The organism is Stenotrophomonas sp. YJH_SMC_135, from assembly GCF_059372355.1.
Genome location: NZ_JCAFVN010000003.1, coordinates 514509 through 530836, shown reverse-complemented (window position 1 = coordinate 530836; position 16328 = coordinate 514509). Strand labels below are relative to the sequence as shown.

Sequence of the window (16328 nt, the reverse complement as noted above, 5' to 3'; positions counted from 1 at the left end):
GATGCGTTATCGGGGAATGGCGGGCCTGCTGGCCGCCGTGGTGTTGGCCGCCTGCAGCCCGGCAACACCGCCGGTGCCGACGGCCGCTGAAGATCCGGCCTACGCGGCCGCGCAGCAACAATGGCGTGTAGCGCGCTACCAGGACCTGACCCGGCCCGATGGCTGGACGGCGCTGGTGGGCCTGCACTGGCTGCAGAACAAATCGCATTTCGTTGGCAGCGGCGCTACCAACGGCATCCGCCTGACGGTTGGCCCGGACAAGCTGGGCCTGCTGCGTCGCGAAGGGACGCAGTGGTGGTTCACGCCTGAAGCCGGTGTCGATGTCAGTCATGATGGCCTGCCGGTGCGCGGCCGCATCCGAGTTGACACCGACAAGGACGCGCAACCGACGCTGCTGGCCTTCGATGGCGGCAAGGGCCAGCTCAGCATCATCCGCCGGGGGCCGCGGGACGCGCTGCGGGTCAAGCATGCCGATGCGCCTGCGCGGCGTGACTTTGCCGGCCTGCAGTACTGGCCGGGCGGCGTGGACTGGCAGGTGCAGGCGCGCTTCATCGCGCACCCGCCGGGCAAGACCCTGCCGATCGTCGACATCACCGGCCTGACCACCGAGATGCCCAATGCCGGCGCGGTCGAGTTCGAACGCGATGGTCGCAGCTGGCGGCTGGAAGCGATCGGTGCGCCCGGGCAGCCGCTGTTCCTGATCTTCGCCGACCGCACCAGCGGCCGCGGCAGCTATCCGGCCGGTCGCTACCTGGATACCGGTGCGCCCGCCGCAGACGGCACCGTGCGCATCGATTTCAACCATGCCTACAACCCGCCGTGCGCGTTCACCGCCTACGCCACCTGTCCGCTGGCGCCACCGGAAAACCGGCTGGACCTGCGCGTGGAAGCGGGCGAGAAGGCGTACCACCTGCCTGAAGGAGAAGGCTGACCATGCCGATCAAACACCTGTTCCGTGCCGCGCTGCTGATGGCGGCGTGCGCGATGGCACCCCTGGCCACTGCCCGCGATGCGCCGGGCACCACGGCTGCGGCCGCGACCGCCGCGGCGGCCAAGCCGCCCGTACCGCTGTTGTGGAAAGTCACCGGCCCGGGCGATGCACGCGTCTACCTGCTGGGGTCGTTCCACCTGCTGAAGCCGCAGGACTACCCGCTGTCGCCCGATGTCGAGCAGGCGTTCGAGGCCTCGCAGCGGGTGGTGTTCGAGCTGTCGCCGGAAGACATGCAGTCGCCGCAGCTGGCCAGCCGCATGGTGCAGGCCGCGACCCGCACCGATGGCAGCGAGCTGAAGCGTGATCTGGATGCGCCGACCTGGCAGAAGCTGCAGGCCTTTGCTGCCCAGAACCAGCTGCCGCTGGCGCAGATGCAGGGCATGAAGGCCTGGTTTGTCGGCCTGAGCATTTCGGTCGGGCAGATGCAGAAACTGGGCCTGGACCCGGCGCTGGGCCTGGACCGCCACTTCATGGAGCGTGCGCAGAAGACCGGCCGCAAGACGGCGGGTCTGGAGGACATCGATACCCAGATCGGCATGCTTGACGGGATGACGGTGCAGGAGCAGCGGCAGATGCTGGCCGAAGCGCTGGACCAGGCCGGCAAGGCCGATGAGCAGGCGCGGCTGCTGCATGATGCATGGCGTCGCGGCGACGAGCGCCTGCTGTGGACCAAGATGGCGGCGGAGATGCGCCAGCAGTATCCGCAGCTGTACCAGCGCATCAACACCGGGCGCAACGATGCCTGGGTGCCGAAGCTGCAGCCGTACCTGCAGGCCGGGCAGGGCGGTACGCTGGTGGTGGTCGGCACGCTGCACCTGCTGGGCAGTGATGGCGTGGTCGAGAAGCTGAAGGCCAAGGGCTACAAGGTCGAGCGCGTGTGCACGGGGTGCAAGGCGAAACGCTGACGCATCGTTGGCGCGATGCCAAACAGAACGGCGCGCCAGGGGCGCGCCGTTTTCGTATCAGCCGTAGCTGCCGTTCAGCGGCGGGTCTTGCCGCCGGTGCCGGTGCCGGTGCCCGGTTCGCCGGGCTTGTTGCCGGTGCCGGTTCCCGTTCCGGTACCGCCCGGGCGCGGGCCACCGAAACCGCTGCCCATGCTGCGCTGGAATTCCTGCCACAACTCCAGGTTGCGCTCGGTCAGCTGGTTCATCATCGCCCACGGGGTCTGGCCCAGCAGGTTGCCCATCTGCTGGCGGAACTGTTGCTGCTGGTCGAGGAAGACCTGCATGCTGCGCTCCAGATAGTTGCCCATGAAGCCCTGCAGGGAATCGCCGTAGAAGCGGATCAGCTGGCTCAGCAGCTGGGTGGACAGCATCGGTTCGCCGTCCTGTTCCTGGTCGGCGATGATCTGCAGCAGGACCGATCGAGTGAGGTCGTCGCCGCTCTTGGCGTCGCGGACTTCGAAGTCTTCACCGTCCAGGATCAGCTGGCGCACGTCCTCGATGGTGATGTAGCTGGAGATCTCGGTGTCGTAGAGACGGCGGTTCGGATACTTCTTGATGATGCGGGTCGCAGCCATGAAGCGGTACTCGTCACAGTAGACGCGCAGCATGGCGCAGTGCAGCAGCGGTTGCAACCGCTCCAGCCCCCGCCAGGCTTGGCTTTCAGGGGCGATCATGTTGCGCAACAAGGGTTTGCGTGCTGCGCAGCATGACCATCGGCAGGGGCCGCCGGTGCATGCCGCGGCGCCCCCCTGCGCGGCTCACCAGCCCATGTGGTGGCCGCCGTTGATGTCCAGGTTGCTGCCGGTGATCCACGAGGCTTCCTCGGCCACAAGGAAGGACACGCCATAGGCGATTTCTTCCGGCTTGCCGAGGCGTCCGGTCGGGATGTCGGCGATGATCTTGGCGCGCACGTCCTCCGGAACCGCCATCACCATGTCGGTGGCGACGTAGCCGGGCGAAATGGTGTTGACAGTGATGCCGAAGCCGGCGTTCTCGCGGGCCAGCGAGATGGTGAAGCCGTGCATGCCGGCCTTGGCCGCAGCGTAGTTGGCCTGGCCGTACTGGCCCTTCAGGCCGTTGATCGAGCTGATCTGGATGACCCGGCCCCAGCCGCGGCGGCGCATGCCCTCGATGACCGGCCGGGTGACGTTGAACACCGAGTTGAGATTGGTGTTGATCACATCGTGCCACTGGTCCGCGCGCATGCGGTGGAAGGTGGTGTCACGGGTGATGCCGGCGTTGTTGACCAGGATCTCGACCGGGCCCAGCTCGGCCTCGACGGCGCGCACGAGTGCTTCGGCGCTGTCCGGATCGGAGACATCGCCCGGGAAGATCGCCACGTGGTAGCCGCGCTCGGTCATCGCCTGCTGCCAGGCGCGGGCCTTGGCCTCGTCGCGGTAGTTGGTGGCGACCCGGTGGCCCTGGTCGGCCAGGCGTTGGCAGATGGCGGTACCGATGCCGCCGGTTCCGCCGGTGACCAGTGCGACGCGAGATGTCATGGAGTGCTGTCCGGGTATCAGGTGGGGGAAGGGGGATTCTGCAACATCGGCGCGGAAAGTGCGCCGGCCGGCAACAGGATGTCGGTCCGCGGCAGCCGCGCCGGGTCGAACGCCCGTTGCGCAGCCTCCAGCAGCGCATCCCGCTCATCGGCGCCGTCCAGTGCGGCAGGCGCCTGGCCCAGCAGCTGCCAGAGCGCGCGCAATACCGGCACCGGCCGCGTGCTGTCCACCGGCAGCGACGCCAGCGACTTGGACAGTTTGTGCCCCGGTGCATCGAGCAGCAGAGGCAGGTGCCAGTAGCGTGGCACGGCCAGGCCCAGCGCCTGCTGCAGCAGGATCTGCCGCGCGGTGGAATCGAGCAGGTCGGCGCCGCGCACCACTTCGGTCACGCCCTGTTCGGCGTCATCGACCACCACGGCCAACTGGTAGGCCCAGCAGCCATCTGCACGGCGCAGCACGAAGTCGCCAACCTCGGCATGCACGTCCTGTCGCTGCGGGCCGCGCAGGCCATCATCGAAGTGCACGACGCTGCCGCGTGGCACGCGGAAGCGGACGGCAGGGTCCGGTCGTGGCTGTCGCGCAACGCAGCGGTGGTGGATGCCGCCGCTGGCGGCCAGTTCGCTGCGGCTGCAGTGGCAGACAAAGGCCAGATCGCTGGCCAGCAGCACGTCGAGCGCGGCCTGGTAGGCCTCCCCGCGCGCGCTCTGCCACAGGACCGGGCCGTCATGGGTGAGGCCGAAGGCGGCCAGCGCCTGCAGTTGTGCCTCCGCGGCGCCAGGCACCGTGCGCGGCGGATCGACGTCTTCAATGCGCAGCCGCCACAGGCCGCCGTGATGGCGGGCGAGCAGCCAGCTGCCGAAGGCGGCAAGCAGGGATCCGGGGTGGAGCAGGCCGGTCGGCGAGGGCGCGAAGCGGCCGCAGGAAATGGGGGAGGTCATGCTGGCTGAATCGTCGGTCAGGTTGGCGCTTGAATTCAAGCTGACCACACCGCAAATTGACTGGTATCGACCCCTTCCGAGCCGGATTTTCCCATGTTTACCCGCATTGCCCTGTTCCTGGCGACCAACTTCGCGGTCCTGATCCTCGCCAGCATCGTGATGTCGTTGCTGGGGGTCAATCCGAGCCAGATGAGTGGCCTGCTGGTCATGGCCGCGATCTTCGGCTTCGGTGGCTCCTTCATCTCGCTGCTGCTGTCCAAGTGGATGGCCAAGCGCTCCACCGGTGCGGTGGTGATCACCGAGCCGCGCAACCAGACTGAGCGCTGGCTGCTGGCCACCGTCGAGCGGCAGGCCAAGGCGGCCGGCATCGGCATGCCCGAGGTGGCGGTCTATGACGGCCCGGAGATCAATGCCTTCGCTACCGGTGCCAACCGCAACAATGCGCTGGTGGCGGTGTCCACCGGCCTGCTGCACAACATGAGTGAAGACGAGGCCGAAGCGGTGCTGGGCCACGAGATCGCCCATGTCGCCAACGGTGACATGATCACCATGGCACTGCTGCAGGGCGTGTTGAACACCTTCGTGATCGTGCTGGCCCGCGTGGTCGGCGGCATCATCGACAGCGCACTGTCGGGCAACCGCGAAGGCGGCGGCCGCGGCTTCGCCTACTACATCATCGTGTTCGTGCTGGAGATGGTGTTCGGCCTGTTCGCCACGATGATCTCGATGTGGTTCTCGCGCCACCGTGAGTTCCGTGCCGATGCGGGTGGTGCCTCGCTGGCGGGCCGCCAGAAGATGATCGCCGCGCTGGAGCGCCTGCAGCTGAACCACGGCCAGAGCACGCTGCCGACCCAGATCGCCGCCTTCGGCATTTCCGGTTCGACGGCCAAGAAGCTGTTCATGAGCCACCCGCCGCTGGAAGAGCGCATCGCCGCGCTGCGGGCGTCGACGGCGGCGTAAGCCACCGCTCCACGGTAGTGCAGGAACGCCTGGCTTCGCGCCGGGCGTTTTTGTTTGCGCGATGCATTGCTGATGCCGGATCGTGCCCGGCGGATCGTTTCCGCGCCTGCGGGGAGGTGTCACTTTCTTTGCTCGTGCAAAGAAAGTAACCAAAGAAACACGCCGCCGGGGCGCGAGCCGACGTGCTGCGCACGCCGGTACCCTGCGCTCCTCGGCCCGTCGAGGGACGGTGCGGGAACTCGCTGCGCTCAGACACCCGCACCTCTTCGCCCTCGCCGGACCTGCGGTGCTCGGCTCGCTCAAGGCGGACCCAAGGACAAATGCCACAGCTGCACCCAGTACATCTTCGCGACGCGTGGATGCTGTTGTTCTTGATCTTGACCTTCCAGTCCGCCTTGAGCGAGCCGAGCATCGCAGGGGAATCAGGGGCGAAGAGGCGCCGGTGTCTGAGCGCAGCGAGTTCGGCGCCGTCCCCTGATTCTCCGAGAAGCGCAGGGAACCGTCGCGTAGCGACGGCTCGCGGCCGGCGGAGCGTTTCTTTGGTTACTTTCTTTGCGCGCAAAGAAAGTGACACCCCTCCGCGGTCGCGGAAACGACTCTCCGTGCGCGCAAACGAAAACGGCACCCTCGCAGGTGCCGTCTCCATGAACCGCATTACGCGAAACCTCAGAACTTCGCGTCGAACTCCGCCGCATAACCGGTGTTGACCAGCACCTTCTGCAGCGACTCGGCCACCTTCAGGTTGCCGGCCACGATCTGGTGGGTCTCCGGGCCACGGTTGTCCATGCGGCCCAGGGTCGCGCCCTTGAAGTCGCAGACCTTGCCACCCGCCTCGCGGACCAGCAGCAGGCCGGCGGCGATGTCCCACGCCTTCACGCCGGCTTCGAAGTAGGCGTCGGCGCGGCCGCAGGCCACGTAGGCCAGGTCCAGTGCGGCCGAACCGGTGCGGCGGATGTCCTCGCCGTGCACCAGCAGGGCGTCAACCGCCTTCAGCTGGGCGCTGGCACGGCTGCGCTCGCGCGGTGCGAAGCCGGTGTGGATCATCGTGCCTTCCAGGTCCTTGCGATCGGCCACGCGGATGCGGCGGTCGTTCAGCACGGCGCCAGCGCCACGGCTTGCGGTGAACAGTTCATTGCGCAGCGGGTCGAAGATGACCGCATCGGTCGGTTCGCCATTCTCGACCAGGGCGATCGACACGCAGTAGTGCGGCACGCCGCGCAGGTAATTGCTGGTGCCGTCCAGCGGGTCGATGACCCACATCTGGCGGCGCTCGCCCTGCACGCCACCTTCTTCGCCGAAGATGCCGTAGTCCGGGTAAGCGCGCTTGAGTTCCTTGACGATGACCTTTTCCGCGTCCGCATCCACTTCGCTGGCGTAGTCCATCCGGCCCTTCTGCACCACGTTCAGTGCCTCGAGCTTGTTGATGTTGCGCAACAGGACGTTGCCGGCGAGGCGGGCGGCCTTGACCATGACGGTGACGGCGGGTTTCTGCATGGCGTGGGCTCCCGGAAAGGCAGAAGAGATGGACTGGCGGGGGAAAAGAGCGGGTCCGGCGCAGTGGCCGGCCGCACAGTTTACCATTGGTCATCGTCCAGCTCGACCTTTTCCCTGTTCATGTCCCAGTTTCCCGCCGCCACCCGCCTCCGATTCGTCCTGGTCGGTACCCAGCACCCCGGCAACATGGGCGCTGCCGCCCGTGCCCTGAAGACCATGGGCCTGGCCCGCCTGGTGCTGGTCGCCCCCGAAAAACCGCTGGACGAGGAGGCTTTCCGCCGCTCGGCCGGTGCCGAAGACGTGCTGGGGGACGCCCCGGTGGTGGCCACCCTGGCCGAGGCCGTGGCCGATTGCCGACTGGTGCTGGGCTGCACCGCCCGTGCCCGCCGCGTCCAGCTGGAGGAGTACCTGCCGGCCGATGCCGCCGCCCGTGCGGTGGCCAAGGCGGGCGAGGGCGCCGAGGTGGCGCTGGTGTTCGGTCGCGAGCGCACCGGGCTGACCAACGAGGAACTGCAGCTCTGCCATGCGGCGGTGCATATTCCATCCGACCCGGCGTTCAGCTCGCTCAACCTGGCAGCCGCGGTGCAGGTGCTGGCCTATGAAACGCGCATGCAGCTGCTGGGCGCGCAGCCGGCCGCCGACGCCGAGCCGGGTTTCCGCGAACAGGCCGCCAGCCATGAGCAGATGGAGAGCTTCTTCGCCCAGCTCGGCGACACCTTGGACGAGATCGATTTCCACAAGGGCCGCGCACCGGAATCAGCGATGCGCAAGCTGCGCCGCCTGTTCCTGCGCAGCGAGCCGAGCGAGCAGGAAGTGCGCCTGTTGCGCGGCATCCTGGCCGACACCCAGCGCATGGCGCGACTGGCACAAGCGGGCAACAAGGACAGCTGACGACGTTCTCATTTTTTCGGGTAGTCTGTCCGGATACCCAGGGGGGATGAAGCCTGTGTCGGGTCTGCGAAGGGCAGTGCAGAGGGGACTGCTGAGCCTGGTCATGATCCTGCTGGCCGGGACGGTGCATGCAGCACCGGACCCGGTGCTGGTGCTGGGCCGGATCAGCGATGATCCCAAGGCCCATTACGAGCAGCTGCAGCCGTTGCTGGACTATGTGGTGGCACGCATGCATGACGTCGGCATCAAGGAGGGGCGGATCCTGATGGCGCGCGACCCGCAGCAGATGGCCAGCTATCTGCGGCGGGGGCGGGTCGACTGGGTCACGGAAACGTCGGGTACGGCGGTGGCACTCGGCCAGCGCAGTGGCGCGCGGCCGTTGTTGCTGACCGAGCGCAATGGTGTGCGTGAGTACCAGACCGTGTTCTTCGTGCGCCGCGACAGTCCGGTCCAGCGCATCCAGGATATGCGTGGGCATCGCCTGGCGTTGCAGAACACGGCGTCCACCAGTGCCTACCTGGTGCCGGTGATGACGCTGCTGCAGGAGGGGCTGGCGCCGCAGATCCTGGCCGGCGTGTGGGACATGCCGGGCCGGGACAGTGTGGGGTATGTGTTCGCGCGCAGCGAGTTGAACATCGCTACGTTCGTGCACAAGGGCGTGGTTGACGTGGGGGCGGTGAGCAGCGTGGACTGGAACGACGAGCGAAGGATGCCGGCGGCATTCCGGCGCGACTTCCGCGAGCTGCTGCGCACCAGGCCCTACCCGCGGGCGGTGGAGATGGTGCGCGCCGACCTCGACCCGCGGGTGCGTGACCGGCTGCAGGACGTCCTGCTGCAGGCGGCCAGTGACCCGCAGGCGCAGGGGGCGTTGCATCGGTTTTTCGGTACTTCCGGTTTCCACCGCGTCGATGCGCATGCGCAGCAGCGGCTGGATGAATTGAAACAAGGATTGACGCGCGTGCGGATGGAAGTGGAATGAAGTGGCTCGGCTCGGGAATGCAGGCCCGGTTCCTGCTTGCGATGGGCGGGGCGATGGTCGTGGTGGTGGCGATCCTGGCAGTGTTGCTGGGGCGGCAGGCGGCGATGCAGGGCGAGGTGCGCAACCTCAGTGGTGGCGTCATCCATGAACTGTTCGACCGCAGCGTGCGCAGCCGCGGCGAAGCGATGGCGCGCGAGCTGTCCGACGCGCTGGCCAACCCGTTGTACTACCGCGACCTGGACCAGGTCGGTGCGCTGGTGCGCAGCACCGCACGGCAGCCGGTCGTGCGCTATGTGCTGGTGTTCGACGACCGTGGCCGGCTGGTGCATGACGGCTCGATCGAGGTGTCCGGCTTCGGCCAGCCGATGGCCGACCCGCTCGCTCCCAAGGCCGCGGTGGCGCAGGCGCTGGTGGTGCAGGAATCGCCCAAGGTGCTCGACAACACCATGCCGATCATGGTCGGCAACCAGCGCATCGGCGGCGTCCGCGTCGGCATGGCGCTGGACGAGGTGCAGCAGCGCGAACAGGCAGCCAATGCCACGCTCGGCGAGCGCCTGCAGCAGGTCGGCAGCCGCCACCTGGGCTGGCTGCTGCTGATGCTGGGCCTGCTGGTGGTGATCGGCGTGGCGGTGATCCTGTACGTGCAGCGCACCCTGGTGGCGCCGATCCGGGACCTGGCCGCTGCGGCACGCCGCATCGAGGCTGGCGACTACCAGGCGCCGCTGGCCGAGAACACCCGCAATGACGAGGTCGGCGAGCTGGTGCGCGGCTTTGCCCGGATGCGCGATTCCATCGCCCGCCATGACCGCGAGGTGCGGCGCATGGCCTATACCGATGCGCTGACCGGGTTGACCAACCGGCTGGCGTTCCGGGAAGCACTGGACCATCGCCTGATGGCGGCGCGCGCATCCAATCATCGGCTGGGCCTGCTGTTCGCCGATATCGACGACTTCAAGCGCGTCAACGATACCCTTGGCCATGAGGCCGGTGACGAAGCGCTGTTGCAGTTCGCACAGCGCATCGGGCGCGCGGTTGCCGAAGCGGGAGGCGATGAGGCGCTGCTGGCCCGCTTCGGCGGCGACGAGTTCGTGATCCTGGTCGGCGATGGCGACGTGGCCGCGAACGCCCGGCTGCTGGCCGAGGTGCTGGTGCGCGAACTGGGCAAGCCGCTGGTGGTACAGGGCAGGGAGCTGTTCCTGGGGACCTCGATCGGCGTGACCCTGTTCCCGGACGATGCCGCCGATGCGACCACGCTGCTGAAGAACGGCGACATCGCCATGTACCAGGCGAAGATGGCCGGCAAGAACTGCTACCGCCATTACAGCCGGGCGATGGACCATGCGGTCGAGCGCCGCGTGCACATGGAGCAGGAACTGCGCGGGGCCTGGGAGCGCGGCGAGCTGCGCCTGGCCTACCAGCCGATCTTCCGCATGCGCGACCGCCGCATGGTCGGCGTCGAAGTGCTGCTGCGCTGGCAGCATCCGACCCTGGGTACGATTCCGCCGTCGGTGTTCATCGAAGTGGCCGAGCAGAGCGGGCTGATCGAGATCATCGGCCCGAAGGTGCTGCGTGCGGCCTGCATGGAAGCCTCGCAGTGGCCACGGGGTGCGGGCGGCGACGATCTGTTCGTGTCGGTGAACGTATCACCGCGGCAGCTGCGCGGCGGCGAGCTGCCGGCGCTGGTTGCACAGTGCCTGCATGAGTCCGGGCTACCGGCCTCGCGCCTGCACCTGGAGCTGACCGAAACCGCAGTGATCGGCGACGAGATGGTTGCCGCGCAGCTGCTGGACAAGCTGCACCGCACTGGCGTGAAGGTCTGGCTGGATGATTTCGGAACGGGCTTCTCCGGTCTCAGCCGCCTGCGCCAGGTGCCGGTGGACGGCGTGAAGATCGACAAGAGTTTCGTGGCCGACATGCAGCGCGATCCCGACGATCTGGCACTGACCACGGCCATCATCGCCATGGCCCACGCGCTGGGCATCACGGTGGTGGCCGAAGGCATCGAGCAGCAGGCGCAGTTCGAACTGCTGGTGCAGCGCGGCTGCGATCTTGGCCAGGGCTACTGGCTGAGCCACCCGGTGACTGCCACCGAAGTGGTGCGGATGATCGAATCGGGTCTCTGACCGACGGTTGTTGTGTCGGGGTCAGATCCCTTTTCCGCAGGAAAAAGGGATCTGACCCCCTGCGGAATTACAGCGGGCGCTTGCTCGGGTCGCCGGGCAGTTCGCGCACCAGCTTGGGGATCAGGTAGCCGGACAGGCGTGCGGTCAGGCCGGCAATCAGCGCCTTGGCCTGGCTGTCGTCCACTTCGAAGTGGGCCACGCCCTCGACCCGGTCCAGCTGGTGCAGGTAATAGGGCAGCACGCCGGCGGCGAAGCTGCGCTCGCTCAGGTCCTGCAGGGCCTGCACGCTGTCGTTGACCCCGCGCAGCAGGACGGCCTGGTTCAGCAGCTGGGCGCCGACGCCGCGCAGGCGGCTCATCGCAGCGTCCACGCTGGCGTCGAACTCATTGGCATGGTTGGCGTGGACCACGATCGCCAGCGGCCACGGCAGGCTGCCCAGCCAGGCCAGCAGCTCCTCGTCCACGCGCTCCGGCAGCACGATCGGCAGCCGGGTGTGGATGCGCAGGCGGCGGATGTGCGGGATCGCGCGCAGCGCATCGGTCAGCTCGGCCAGCTTGTGCGTGGCCAGTGACAGCGGGTCGCCGCCGGACAGGATGACCTCGTCGATGTCCGGGTCGACCGCGATGGCCGCTACGGCCTCCTGCCAGCCGCCCTTGGCGGCGTTTTCCGCGGCATAGTCGAAGTGGCGGCGGAAGCAGTAGCGGCAGTTGATCGCGCAACTGCCGGTGGCGACCAGCAGGGCGCGTCCACGGTACTTCTGGATGACGCCGGTGGCCTTCCTGGCGGCACCATCACCCACCGCATCGAAACTGAACCCGGGTGCCGGGCGCATTTCCTCGTCGACGGGCAGCACCTGGCGCAGCAGCGGGTCGGCCGCGTCGCCCACGCGCATGCGCGCCACGAAGCCCTCCGGCACGCGCAGCGCGAACTGGGCAATGGCCGCCTCCGAGACACCCAGCGCGGCCGGGTCCAGCTGCAGCCGGGCCAGCAGAGCGTGCGGGTCGCGCAGCGCCTGGCGCCAGAGCTGCTGCCAGCGCGCGGGCGCGCCTGGCGACTGGGGCCGGGGGAAGGCGGAAAGCTGCATGGAGAGGGGGCCTGCGGTTATCATGGGGGCAGAAAAACAGTCGCCCACCGGCACCCGGTGGGCTTTCCATTCTAACGGCTCGCCGCACCCGCGGCGTTTTTGCCACTCAGGAGTTTACGCATGGCCAGCTACGGCATGAACGACGTCAAGAACGGGATGAAGATCCTGGTCAACAACCAACCGGCCGTCATCATCGACACCGAATACGTCAAGCCGGGCAAGGGCCAGGCCTTCACCCGCGTGAAGTACCGCCTGATCAAGGACGGCCGTACCCAGGAAGTGACCATGAAGTCGACCGACTCGCTGGATGCAGCCGACGTCGTCGATACCGACATGAACTTCATGTACAGCGACGGTGAGTACTGGCACTTCATGGACCCGGAATCCTTCGAGCAGGTCCAGGCCACCAAGGCCGGCATGGGCGGCGCCGAAAAGTGGCTGAAGGGCGAAGAGTCCTGCGTGGTCACCCTGTGGAACGGTGAGCCGATCTTCGTGCAGCCGCCGAACTTCGTCGAACTGAAGATCACCGAAACCGATCCGGGCGTCCGTGGCGACACCTCGGGCGGCGGCGGCAAGCCGGCCACCCTGGAAACCGGCGCCGTGGTCCGCGTGCCGCTGTTCGTCAACCAGGACGAAGTGATCCGCGTCGACACCCGTTCGGGCGAATACTCCGCACGCGTCAAGTAAGGTTCCGGCCATAGGCCGACCTTGCGGTAGTGCCGGCCGCTGGCCGGGTACGCGCCAGCACATTCGCGCTGGCGCTCCCATGATCTGCTTCGGCAGATCATGGGCCCCGCTTCACGGGTCTCCAGACCCCGCCGCTTCGCGGCAGCCCCTGACTCAGGGGCGTGTCCCCAGAAGTATCTCGCCGCCCCCACAGCCAGTGAGCCCGCATGAGCGATAGCCCGCACCTCCCCGAAGCCTGCGACCTGCTCATCGAAGCCGGTTACGTCGTTCCGATCGAGCCGCATGCGGTGGTGCTGGAAGACCATGCCGTTGCCGTGCGTGGCAGCGAGATCGTGGCCATCCTGCCGCGTGCCGAGGCGCGCGCACGCTTCCGCGCCACCCAGGTGGTGAGCCGACCCGAGGCTGCGCTGATGCCGGGCCTGGTCAACGCGCACACGCACAACCCGATGACCCTGCTGCGCGGCGTTGCCGACGACCTGCCGCTGATGACCTGGCTGCAGCAGCACATCTGGCCGGTGGAAGCGGCGGTGATCGGCCCCGAGTTCGTTGCCGACGGCACCACCCTGGCCATCGCCGAGATGCTGCGCGGCGGCACCACCTGCGCCAACGAGAACTACTTCTTCGGCGACGTGCAGGCCGCGGTCTACAAGAAACACGGTTTCCGCGCGCTGGTGGGCGCGGTCATCATCGATTTCCCCACCGCCTGGGCCAAGACCGACGACGAGTACTTCGCCAAGGCCGGTGAACTGCACGACCAGTGGCGCACCGATCCGCTGATCGGCACCGCGTTCGCGCCGCATGCGCCTTACACGGTCAATGATGCCAACTTCGAGCGGGTGCGGATGCTGTCCGACCAGCTCGACATGCAGGTGCACCTGCACACCCACGAGACCGCGCAGGAAATCAACGATTCGATCAGGCTGCACGGCCAGCGCCCGCTGGCGCGGCTGGATCGGCTCGGCCTGGTCAACGACCGCCTGATCGCGGTGCACATGACCCAGCTGACTGATGCGGAAATCCACCTGTGCGCCGAACGTGGCGTCAGCGTGGTGCATTGCCCGGAATCGAACCTGAAGCTGGCCTCCGGTTTCTGCCCGGCCTGCGCCCTGCAGCGCGCAGGCGTGAACCTGGCGATCGGTACCGATGGCTGCGCCAGCAACAACGACCTGGACATGTTCAGCGAGAACCGCACCGCGGCGATCCTGGCCAAGGCCGTGGCCGACGACGCCACTGCACTGGACGCGGCAACCACGCTGCGCGCGTCCACGCTGGGTGGCGCACGCGCGCTGGGCTTCGGCGACCGCATCGGCTCGATCGAAGTCGGCAAGCAGGCCGACCTGGTCTGCGTTGATCTGTCCGCGCTGGAAACACAGCCGCTGCACAACGTGCTGTCGCAGCTGGTGTACGCCACCGGCCGCCAGCAGGTCAGCGATGTCTGGATCGCCGGCAAGCCGAAGCTGGTGCAGCGCGAGCTGGTCGGCATGGACCTGCCGGGCATCATCGCCAACGCGCGCCAGTGGCGCGAGCGCATCCGCCATATCCGCGCCTGAACCCTGGCGCCGCAAGGACATCCCCCATGACTGCCCCCCACGCTTCCTCAAATTTCGATCAGGCCGAGCTGGACAAGTTCGCTGCGCTGGCCAACCGCTGGTGGGACGCTGACGGCCCGCAGAAGCCGCTGCATGCGCTGAATCCGGTGCGCCTGCAGTACGTGGCTGACCGCGTGCCGCTGCGCGGCGCCCGCGTGCTCGACATCGGCTGCGGTGGCGGCCTGTTGAGCGAAGCGCTGGCCCAGGCCGGTGCTGACGTCACCGCCATCGACCTGGCCCCGGAGCTGGTCAAGGTCGCGCGCCTGCATGCGCTGGAAAGCGGCGCCCAGGTCGATTACCGGGTGCAGGCGGCCGAGGATCTGGCCGCCGAGCAGCCGGGCAGCTTCGACGTGGTCACCTGCATGGAAATGCTGGAGCACGTGCCGGACCCGGGCGCGATCATCGAGGCCTGCAAGCGCCTGCTGAAGCCGGGCGGCCACCTGTTCCTGTCGACCATCAACCGCACCGCCGCCGCGTTCGCGGTGGCGATCGTCGGCGCCGAGTACGTGGCGCGCCTGCTGCCCAAGGGCACGCACCACTACCAGGAATTCATCAAGCCGGCCGAGCTGGCGCGCTGGCTGCGCGAGGCCGACCTGCAGCTGGTGGATGTCAGCGGCATGGCCTACGAGCCGTGGCGCAACCATGCCCGCCTGAGCAGCCGCACCGACATCAACTACCTGGCCTACGCGGTCAAGCCGGCATGACCGCCGCCCGCTTCCCGCGTGCGGTGCTGTTCGACCTGGACGGCACCCTGCTGGACAGCGCGCCGGACTTCGTCGCCACCTGCAACGCGATGCTGGCCGAGCGTGGTCGTGCGCCGATCGATCCGGCGGTGCTGCGCCCGGTGGTCTCCAAGGGCTCGCGCGCGATGGTCGGGGCCGCTTTCCCGGACCTGGATGCCGCTGCGCGAGATGCACTGATTCCGGAATTCCTGCAGCGCTACGAAGCGCTGATCGGCCAGCACGCGGTGCTGTTCGATGGCGTGGCCGGCATGCTTGCCGCGCTGGATGACGCCGGCACCGTGTGGGGCATCGTCACCAACAAGCCCGAGTACCTGGCGCGGCTGATCCTGCCGCAGCACGGCTGGCAGCAGCGCTGTGCAGTGCTGGTCGGCGGTGACAGCCTGGCCGAGCGCAAACCTCACCCGCTGCCGCTGCTGCACGCTGCGCAGGCCATTGGCGTTGCTGCCGAAGACTGCGTGTACGTGGGTGACGACGAGCGCGACATCATCGCCGCGCGAGCCGCGGCCATGCCGTCGGTGGCAGCCCTGTGGGGCTACCGCCTGCACAGCGACGATCCGCTGGCCTGGCAGGCCGACGTGCTGGTCGAGAACGCTGAACTTCTGCAACTGGCCAGTCTCTGGCCGACCCGGCCGGCAGCCCCGGCCCAGCCGTAAGGAATGGTGTAGTGAGCAGTACCGCGCTGGACAGTTTCCTCGACAAGTGGCGCAGCCGTTGGCCGGAATGGTCGGTGGCCGCCCCGTTCGTGGCCGAATCGCAACGCGAGCTTGCAGTGGCGTGGTTCGCGCTGCTGCAGGAGTTCGACGACATGCTCAACACCAGCGGCGATCCGCTGCCGGCCGACGCCAAGCTGGCGTGGTGGGGCGAGGAGCTGCGCAGCTGGGCGGGACATCGCTCGCGCCATCCGCTGGGCAGGCTGCTGGAGCCGATGCGTGCACCGTGGGCCCAGTTGGCCGAGGCACTCCCGGATCTGGTTGAAGCGCGCACGGTCGCGCTGGATGCGGCTGGCGCCGAGCGCGCGCTGGCGAACTACGCCGAGGCCGTAGCCGCGGTGGAGGCGGCCTTGTTCGCTGACAAGCCGCGCACCGGCGCCGGTCGTGCGGTGCAGCTGCAGACCTTGGCGCAGCGCCTGCAGGACGCTGGCGTGGCGGGTGTGCCGCGCAGCCTGCTGGACGAGGACGCCAGCAATGCCGCACAGCGCTGGGCGCAGCATCTGTTGAAGGGGTGGGGCACCCGCGTGCCCGGCCCGCGCCCGCGCCGTGTGTGGTCCAGCCTGGCGCGTGCGCGGGTGGCGGCACAGGCCGCAGGCAAGCCGATCGAGGCCACCCCGGTGCGCACCCTGCTGCGCGTGTGGTGGGCCGCGCGCGGTTGATCCAACGTACCTGGTAGTGCCGGCCGCTGGCCGGCAT

The 16328-nt window shown here is 68.1% G+C and carries 16 protein-coding genes; 11 read left to right on the top strand and 5 right to left on the bottom strand.

From position 1 onward, the window contains the following. The first annotated feature begins 1 nt into the window (after position 1). Positions 2-931, top strand: a complete 930-nt coding sequence (locus AC5P98_RS13455; RefSeq protein ID WP_049405937.1) for a DUF1684 domain-containing protein — start codon at positions 2-4, stop codon at positions 929-931. A 2-nt stretch (positions 932-933) separates the two neighbouring features. Further along, on the top strand, positions 934-1896 hold the full coding sequence (locus AC5P98_RS13450) for a TraB/GumN family protein (RefSeq protein WP_049405938.1): 963 nt from the start codon (positions 934-936) through the stop codon (positions 1894-1896). Between the two features lie 74 nt (positions 1897-1970). On the opposite strand, the gene phaR is transcribed toward AC5P98_RS13450, so the two are convergent. From phaR to gluQRS, 3 genes are all read right to left on the bottom strand, one after another. After that, positions 1971-2510, bottom strand: coding sequence for a polyhydroxyalkanoate synthesis repressor PhaR (phaR, locus tag AC5P98_RS13445; RefSeq protein WP_032956189.1), 540 nt, complete (start codon positions 2508-2510; stop codon positions 1971-1973). Positions 2511-2693: 183 nt separating this feature from the next. Further along, positions 2694-3434, bottom strand: a complete 741-nt coding sequence (locus AC5P98_RS13440; protein WP_014647808.1) for a beta-ketoacyl-ACP reductase — start codon at positions 3432-3434, stop codon at positions 2694-2696. A 17-nt stretch (positions 3435-3451) separates the two neighbouring features. After that, complete coding sequence (gene gluQRS, locus AC5P98_RS13435; RefSeq protein ID WP_049408257.1) at positions 3452-4372, bottom strand: tRNA glutamyl-Q(34) synthetase GluQRS; 921 nt, start codon at positions 4370-4372, stop codon at positions 3452-3454. A gap of 93 nt (positions 4373-4465) precedes the next feature. Here gluQRS and htpX point away from each other — a divergent pair, with 93 nt between their 5' ends. Then, on the top strand, positions 4466-5332 hold the full coding sequence (gene htpX, locus AC5P98_RS13430) for a protease HtpX (protein WP_014647806.1): 867 nt from the start codon (positions 4466-4468) through the stop codon (positions 5330-5332). Positions 5333-5998: 666 nt separating this feature from the next. On the opposite strand, the gene AC5P98_RS13425 is transcribed toward htpX, so the two are convergent. Next, a complete protein-coding gene (locus AC5P98_RS13425; RefSeq protein WP_005417749.1) occupies positions 5999-6826 on the bottom strand; it encodes an inositol monophosphatase family protein in 828 nt (275 codons plus the stop codon). Between the two features lie 120 nt (positions 6827-6946). On the opposite strand from AC5P98_RS13425, the gene AC5P98_RS13420 reads away from it, so the two are divergent. The 3 genes from AC5P98_RS13420 (at position 6947) to AC5P98_RS13410 (ending at position 10819) form a co-directional block, all read left to right on the top strand. Next, positions 6947-7717: an RNA methyltransferase gene (locus tag AC5P98_RS13420; protein ID WP_032956141.1), complete on the top strand. Its 771-nt coding sequence runs from the start codon at positions 6947-6949 to the stop codon at positions 7715-7717. A 103-nt stretch (positions 7718-7820) separates the two neighbouring features. After that, positions 7821-8696 (top strand): phosphate/phosphite/phosphonate ABC transporter substrate-binding protein, encoded by an 876-nt coding sequence (locus AC5P98_RS13415; RefSeq protein WP_227864238.1) that lies wholly within the window; start codon positions 7821-7823, stop codon positions 8694-8696. Further along, positions 8693-10819 carry a putative bifunctional diguanylate cyclase/phosphodiesterase gene (locus tag AC5P98_RS13410; protein WP_495230059.1) on the top strand — a complete coding sequence of 709 codons (2127 nt, stop codon included), beginning with the start codon at positions 8693-8695 and terminating at the stop codon, positions 10817-10819. The genes AC5P98_RS13415 and AC5P98_RS13410 overlap by 4 nt, the downstream gene beginning before the upstream one ends. Positions 10820-10886: 67 nt before the next feature. Here the strand turns inward: AC5P98_RS13410 and epmB are convergent, their stop codons facing one another. Beyond that, positions 10887-11927 (bottom strand): EF-P beta-lysylation protein EpmB, encoded by a 1041-nt coding sequence (gene epmB / locus AC5P98_RS13405; protein ID WP_087786550.1) that lies wholly within the window; start codon positions 11925-11927, stop codon positions 10887-10889. Between the two features lie 96 nt (positions 11928-12023). Between epmB and efp the strand changes: the two genes are divergently transcribed. The 5 genes from efp to AC5P98_RS13380 all read left to right on the top strand — a co-directional run bounded on the left by efp (position 12024) and on the right by AC5P98_RS13380 (position 16291). Next, the gene (gene efp / locus AC5P98_RS13400; RefSeq protein ID WP_005410381.1) at positions 12024-12590 is read left to right on the top strand and encodes an elongation factor P; all 567 of its coding nucleotides are present in this window, start codon (positions 12024-12026) and stop codon (positions 12588-12590) included. A 206-nt stretch (positions 12591-12796) separates the two neighbouring features. Continuing rightward, positions 12797-14140 (top strand): TRZ/ATZ family hydrolase, encoded by a 1344-nt coding sequence (locus tag AC5P98_RS13395; RefSeq protein ID WP_014647801.1) that lies wholly within the window; start codon positions 12797-12799, stop codon positions 14138-14140. A 26-nt stretch (positions 14141-14166) separates the two neighbouring features. Beyond that, entirely contained in the window at positions 14167-14883 is a 717-nt protein-coding gene (gene ubiG / locus AC5P98_RS13390) for a bifunctional 2-polyprenyl-6-hydroxyphenol methylase/3-demethylubiquinol 3-O-methyltransferase UbiG (protein WP_014647800.1), read from the top strand. Beyond that, positions 14880-15575: a phosphoglycolate phosphatase gene (locus tag AC5P98_RS13385; protein ID WP_014647799.1), complete on the top strand. Its 696-nt coding sequence runs from the start codon at positions 14880-14882 to the stop codon at positions 15573-15575. The genes ubiG and AC5P98_RS13385 overlap by 4 nt, the downstream gene beginning before the upstream one ends. Before the next feature lie 11 nt (positions 15576-15586). Further along, complete coding sequence (locus AC5P98_RS13380) at positions 15587-16291, top strand: squalene/phytoene synthase family protein (protein WP_049406312.1); 705 nt, start codon at positions 15587-15589, stop codon at positions 16289-16291. The last annotated feature ends 37 nt before the right edge of the window (positions 16292-16328 follow it).

Bases quoted from the DNA above. Each gene is read 5' to 3' on its own strand.
- htpX (WP_014647806.1), top strand. From the start codon at position 4,466: ATGTTTACCCGCATTGCCCTGTTCCTGGCGACCAACTTCGCGGTCCTG.
- phaR (WP_032956189.1), bottom strand. From the start codon at position 2,510: ATGGCTGCGACCCGCATCATCAAGAAGTATCCGAACCGCCGTCTCTAC.
- AC5P98_RS13425 (WP_005417749.1), bottom strand. From the start codon at position 6,826: ATGCAGAAACCCGCCGTCACCGTCATGGTCAAGGCCGCCCGCCTCGCC.
- gluQRS (WP_049408257.1), bottom strand. From the start codon at position 4,372: ATGACCTCCCCCATTTCCTGCGGCCGCTTCGCGCCCTCGCCGACCGGC.
- AC5P98_RS13385 (WP_014647799.1), top strand. From the start codon at position 14,880: ATGACCGCCGCCCGCTTCCCGCGTGCGGTGCTGTTCGACCTGGACGGC.
- AC5P98_RS13440 (WP_014647808.1), bottom strand. From the start codon at position 3,434: ATGACATCTCGCGTCGCACTGGTCACCGGCGGAACCGGCGGCATCGGT.
- ubiG (WP_014647800.1), top strand. From the start codon at position 14,167: ATGACTGCCCCCCACGCTTCCTCAAATTTCGATCAGGCCGAGCTGGAC.
- AC5P98_RS13395 (WP_014647801.1), top strand. From the start codon at position 12,797: ATGAGCGATAGCCCGCACCTCCCCGAAGCCTGCGACCTGCTCATCGAA.
- AC5P98_RS13455 (WP_049405937.1), top strand. From the start codon at position 2: ATGCGTTATCGGGGAATGGCGGGCCTGCTGGCCGCCGTGGTGTTGGCC.
- AC5P98_RS13450 (WP_049405938.1), top strand. From the start codon at position 934: ATGCCGATCAAACACCTGTTCCGTGCCGCGCTGCTGATGGCGGCGTGC.
- AC5P98_RS13410 (WP_495230059.1), top strand. From the start codon at position 8,693: ATGAAGTGGCTCGGCTCGGGAATGCAGGCCCGGTTCCTGCTTGCGATG.
- AC5P98_RS13415 (WP_227864238.1), top strand. From the start codon at position 7,821: ATGATCCTGCTGGCCGGGACGGTGCATGCAGCACCGGACCCGGTGCTG.
- AC5P98_RS13420 (WP_032956141.1), top strand. From the start codon at position 6,947: ATGTCCCAGTTTCCCGCCGCCACCCGCCTCCGATTCGTCCTGGTCGGT.
- epmB (WP_087786550.1), bottom strand. From the start codon at position 11,927: ATGATAACCGCAGGCCCCCTCTCCATGCAGCTTTCCGCCTTCCCCCGG.
- efp (WP_005410381.1), top strand. From the start codon at position 12,024: ATGGCCAGCTACGGCATGAACGACGTCAAGAACGGGATGAAGATCCTG.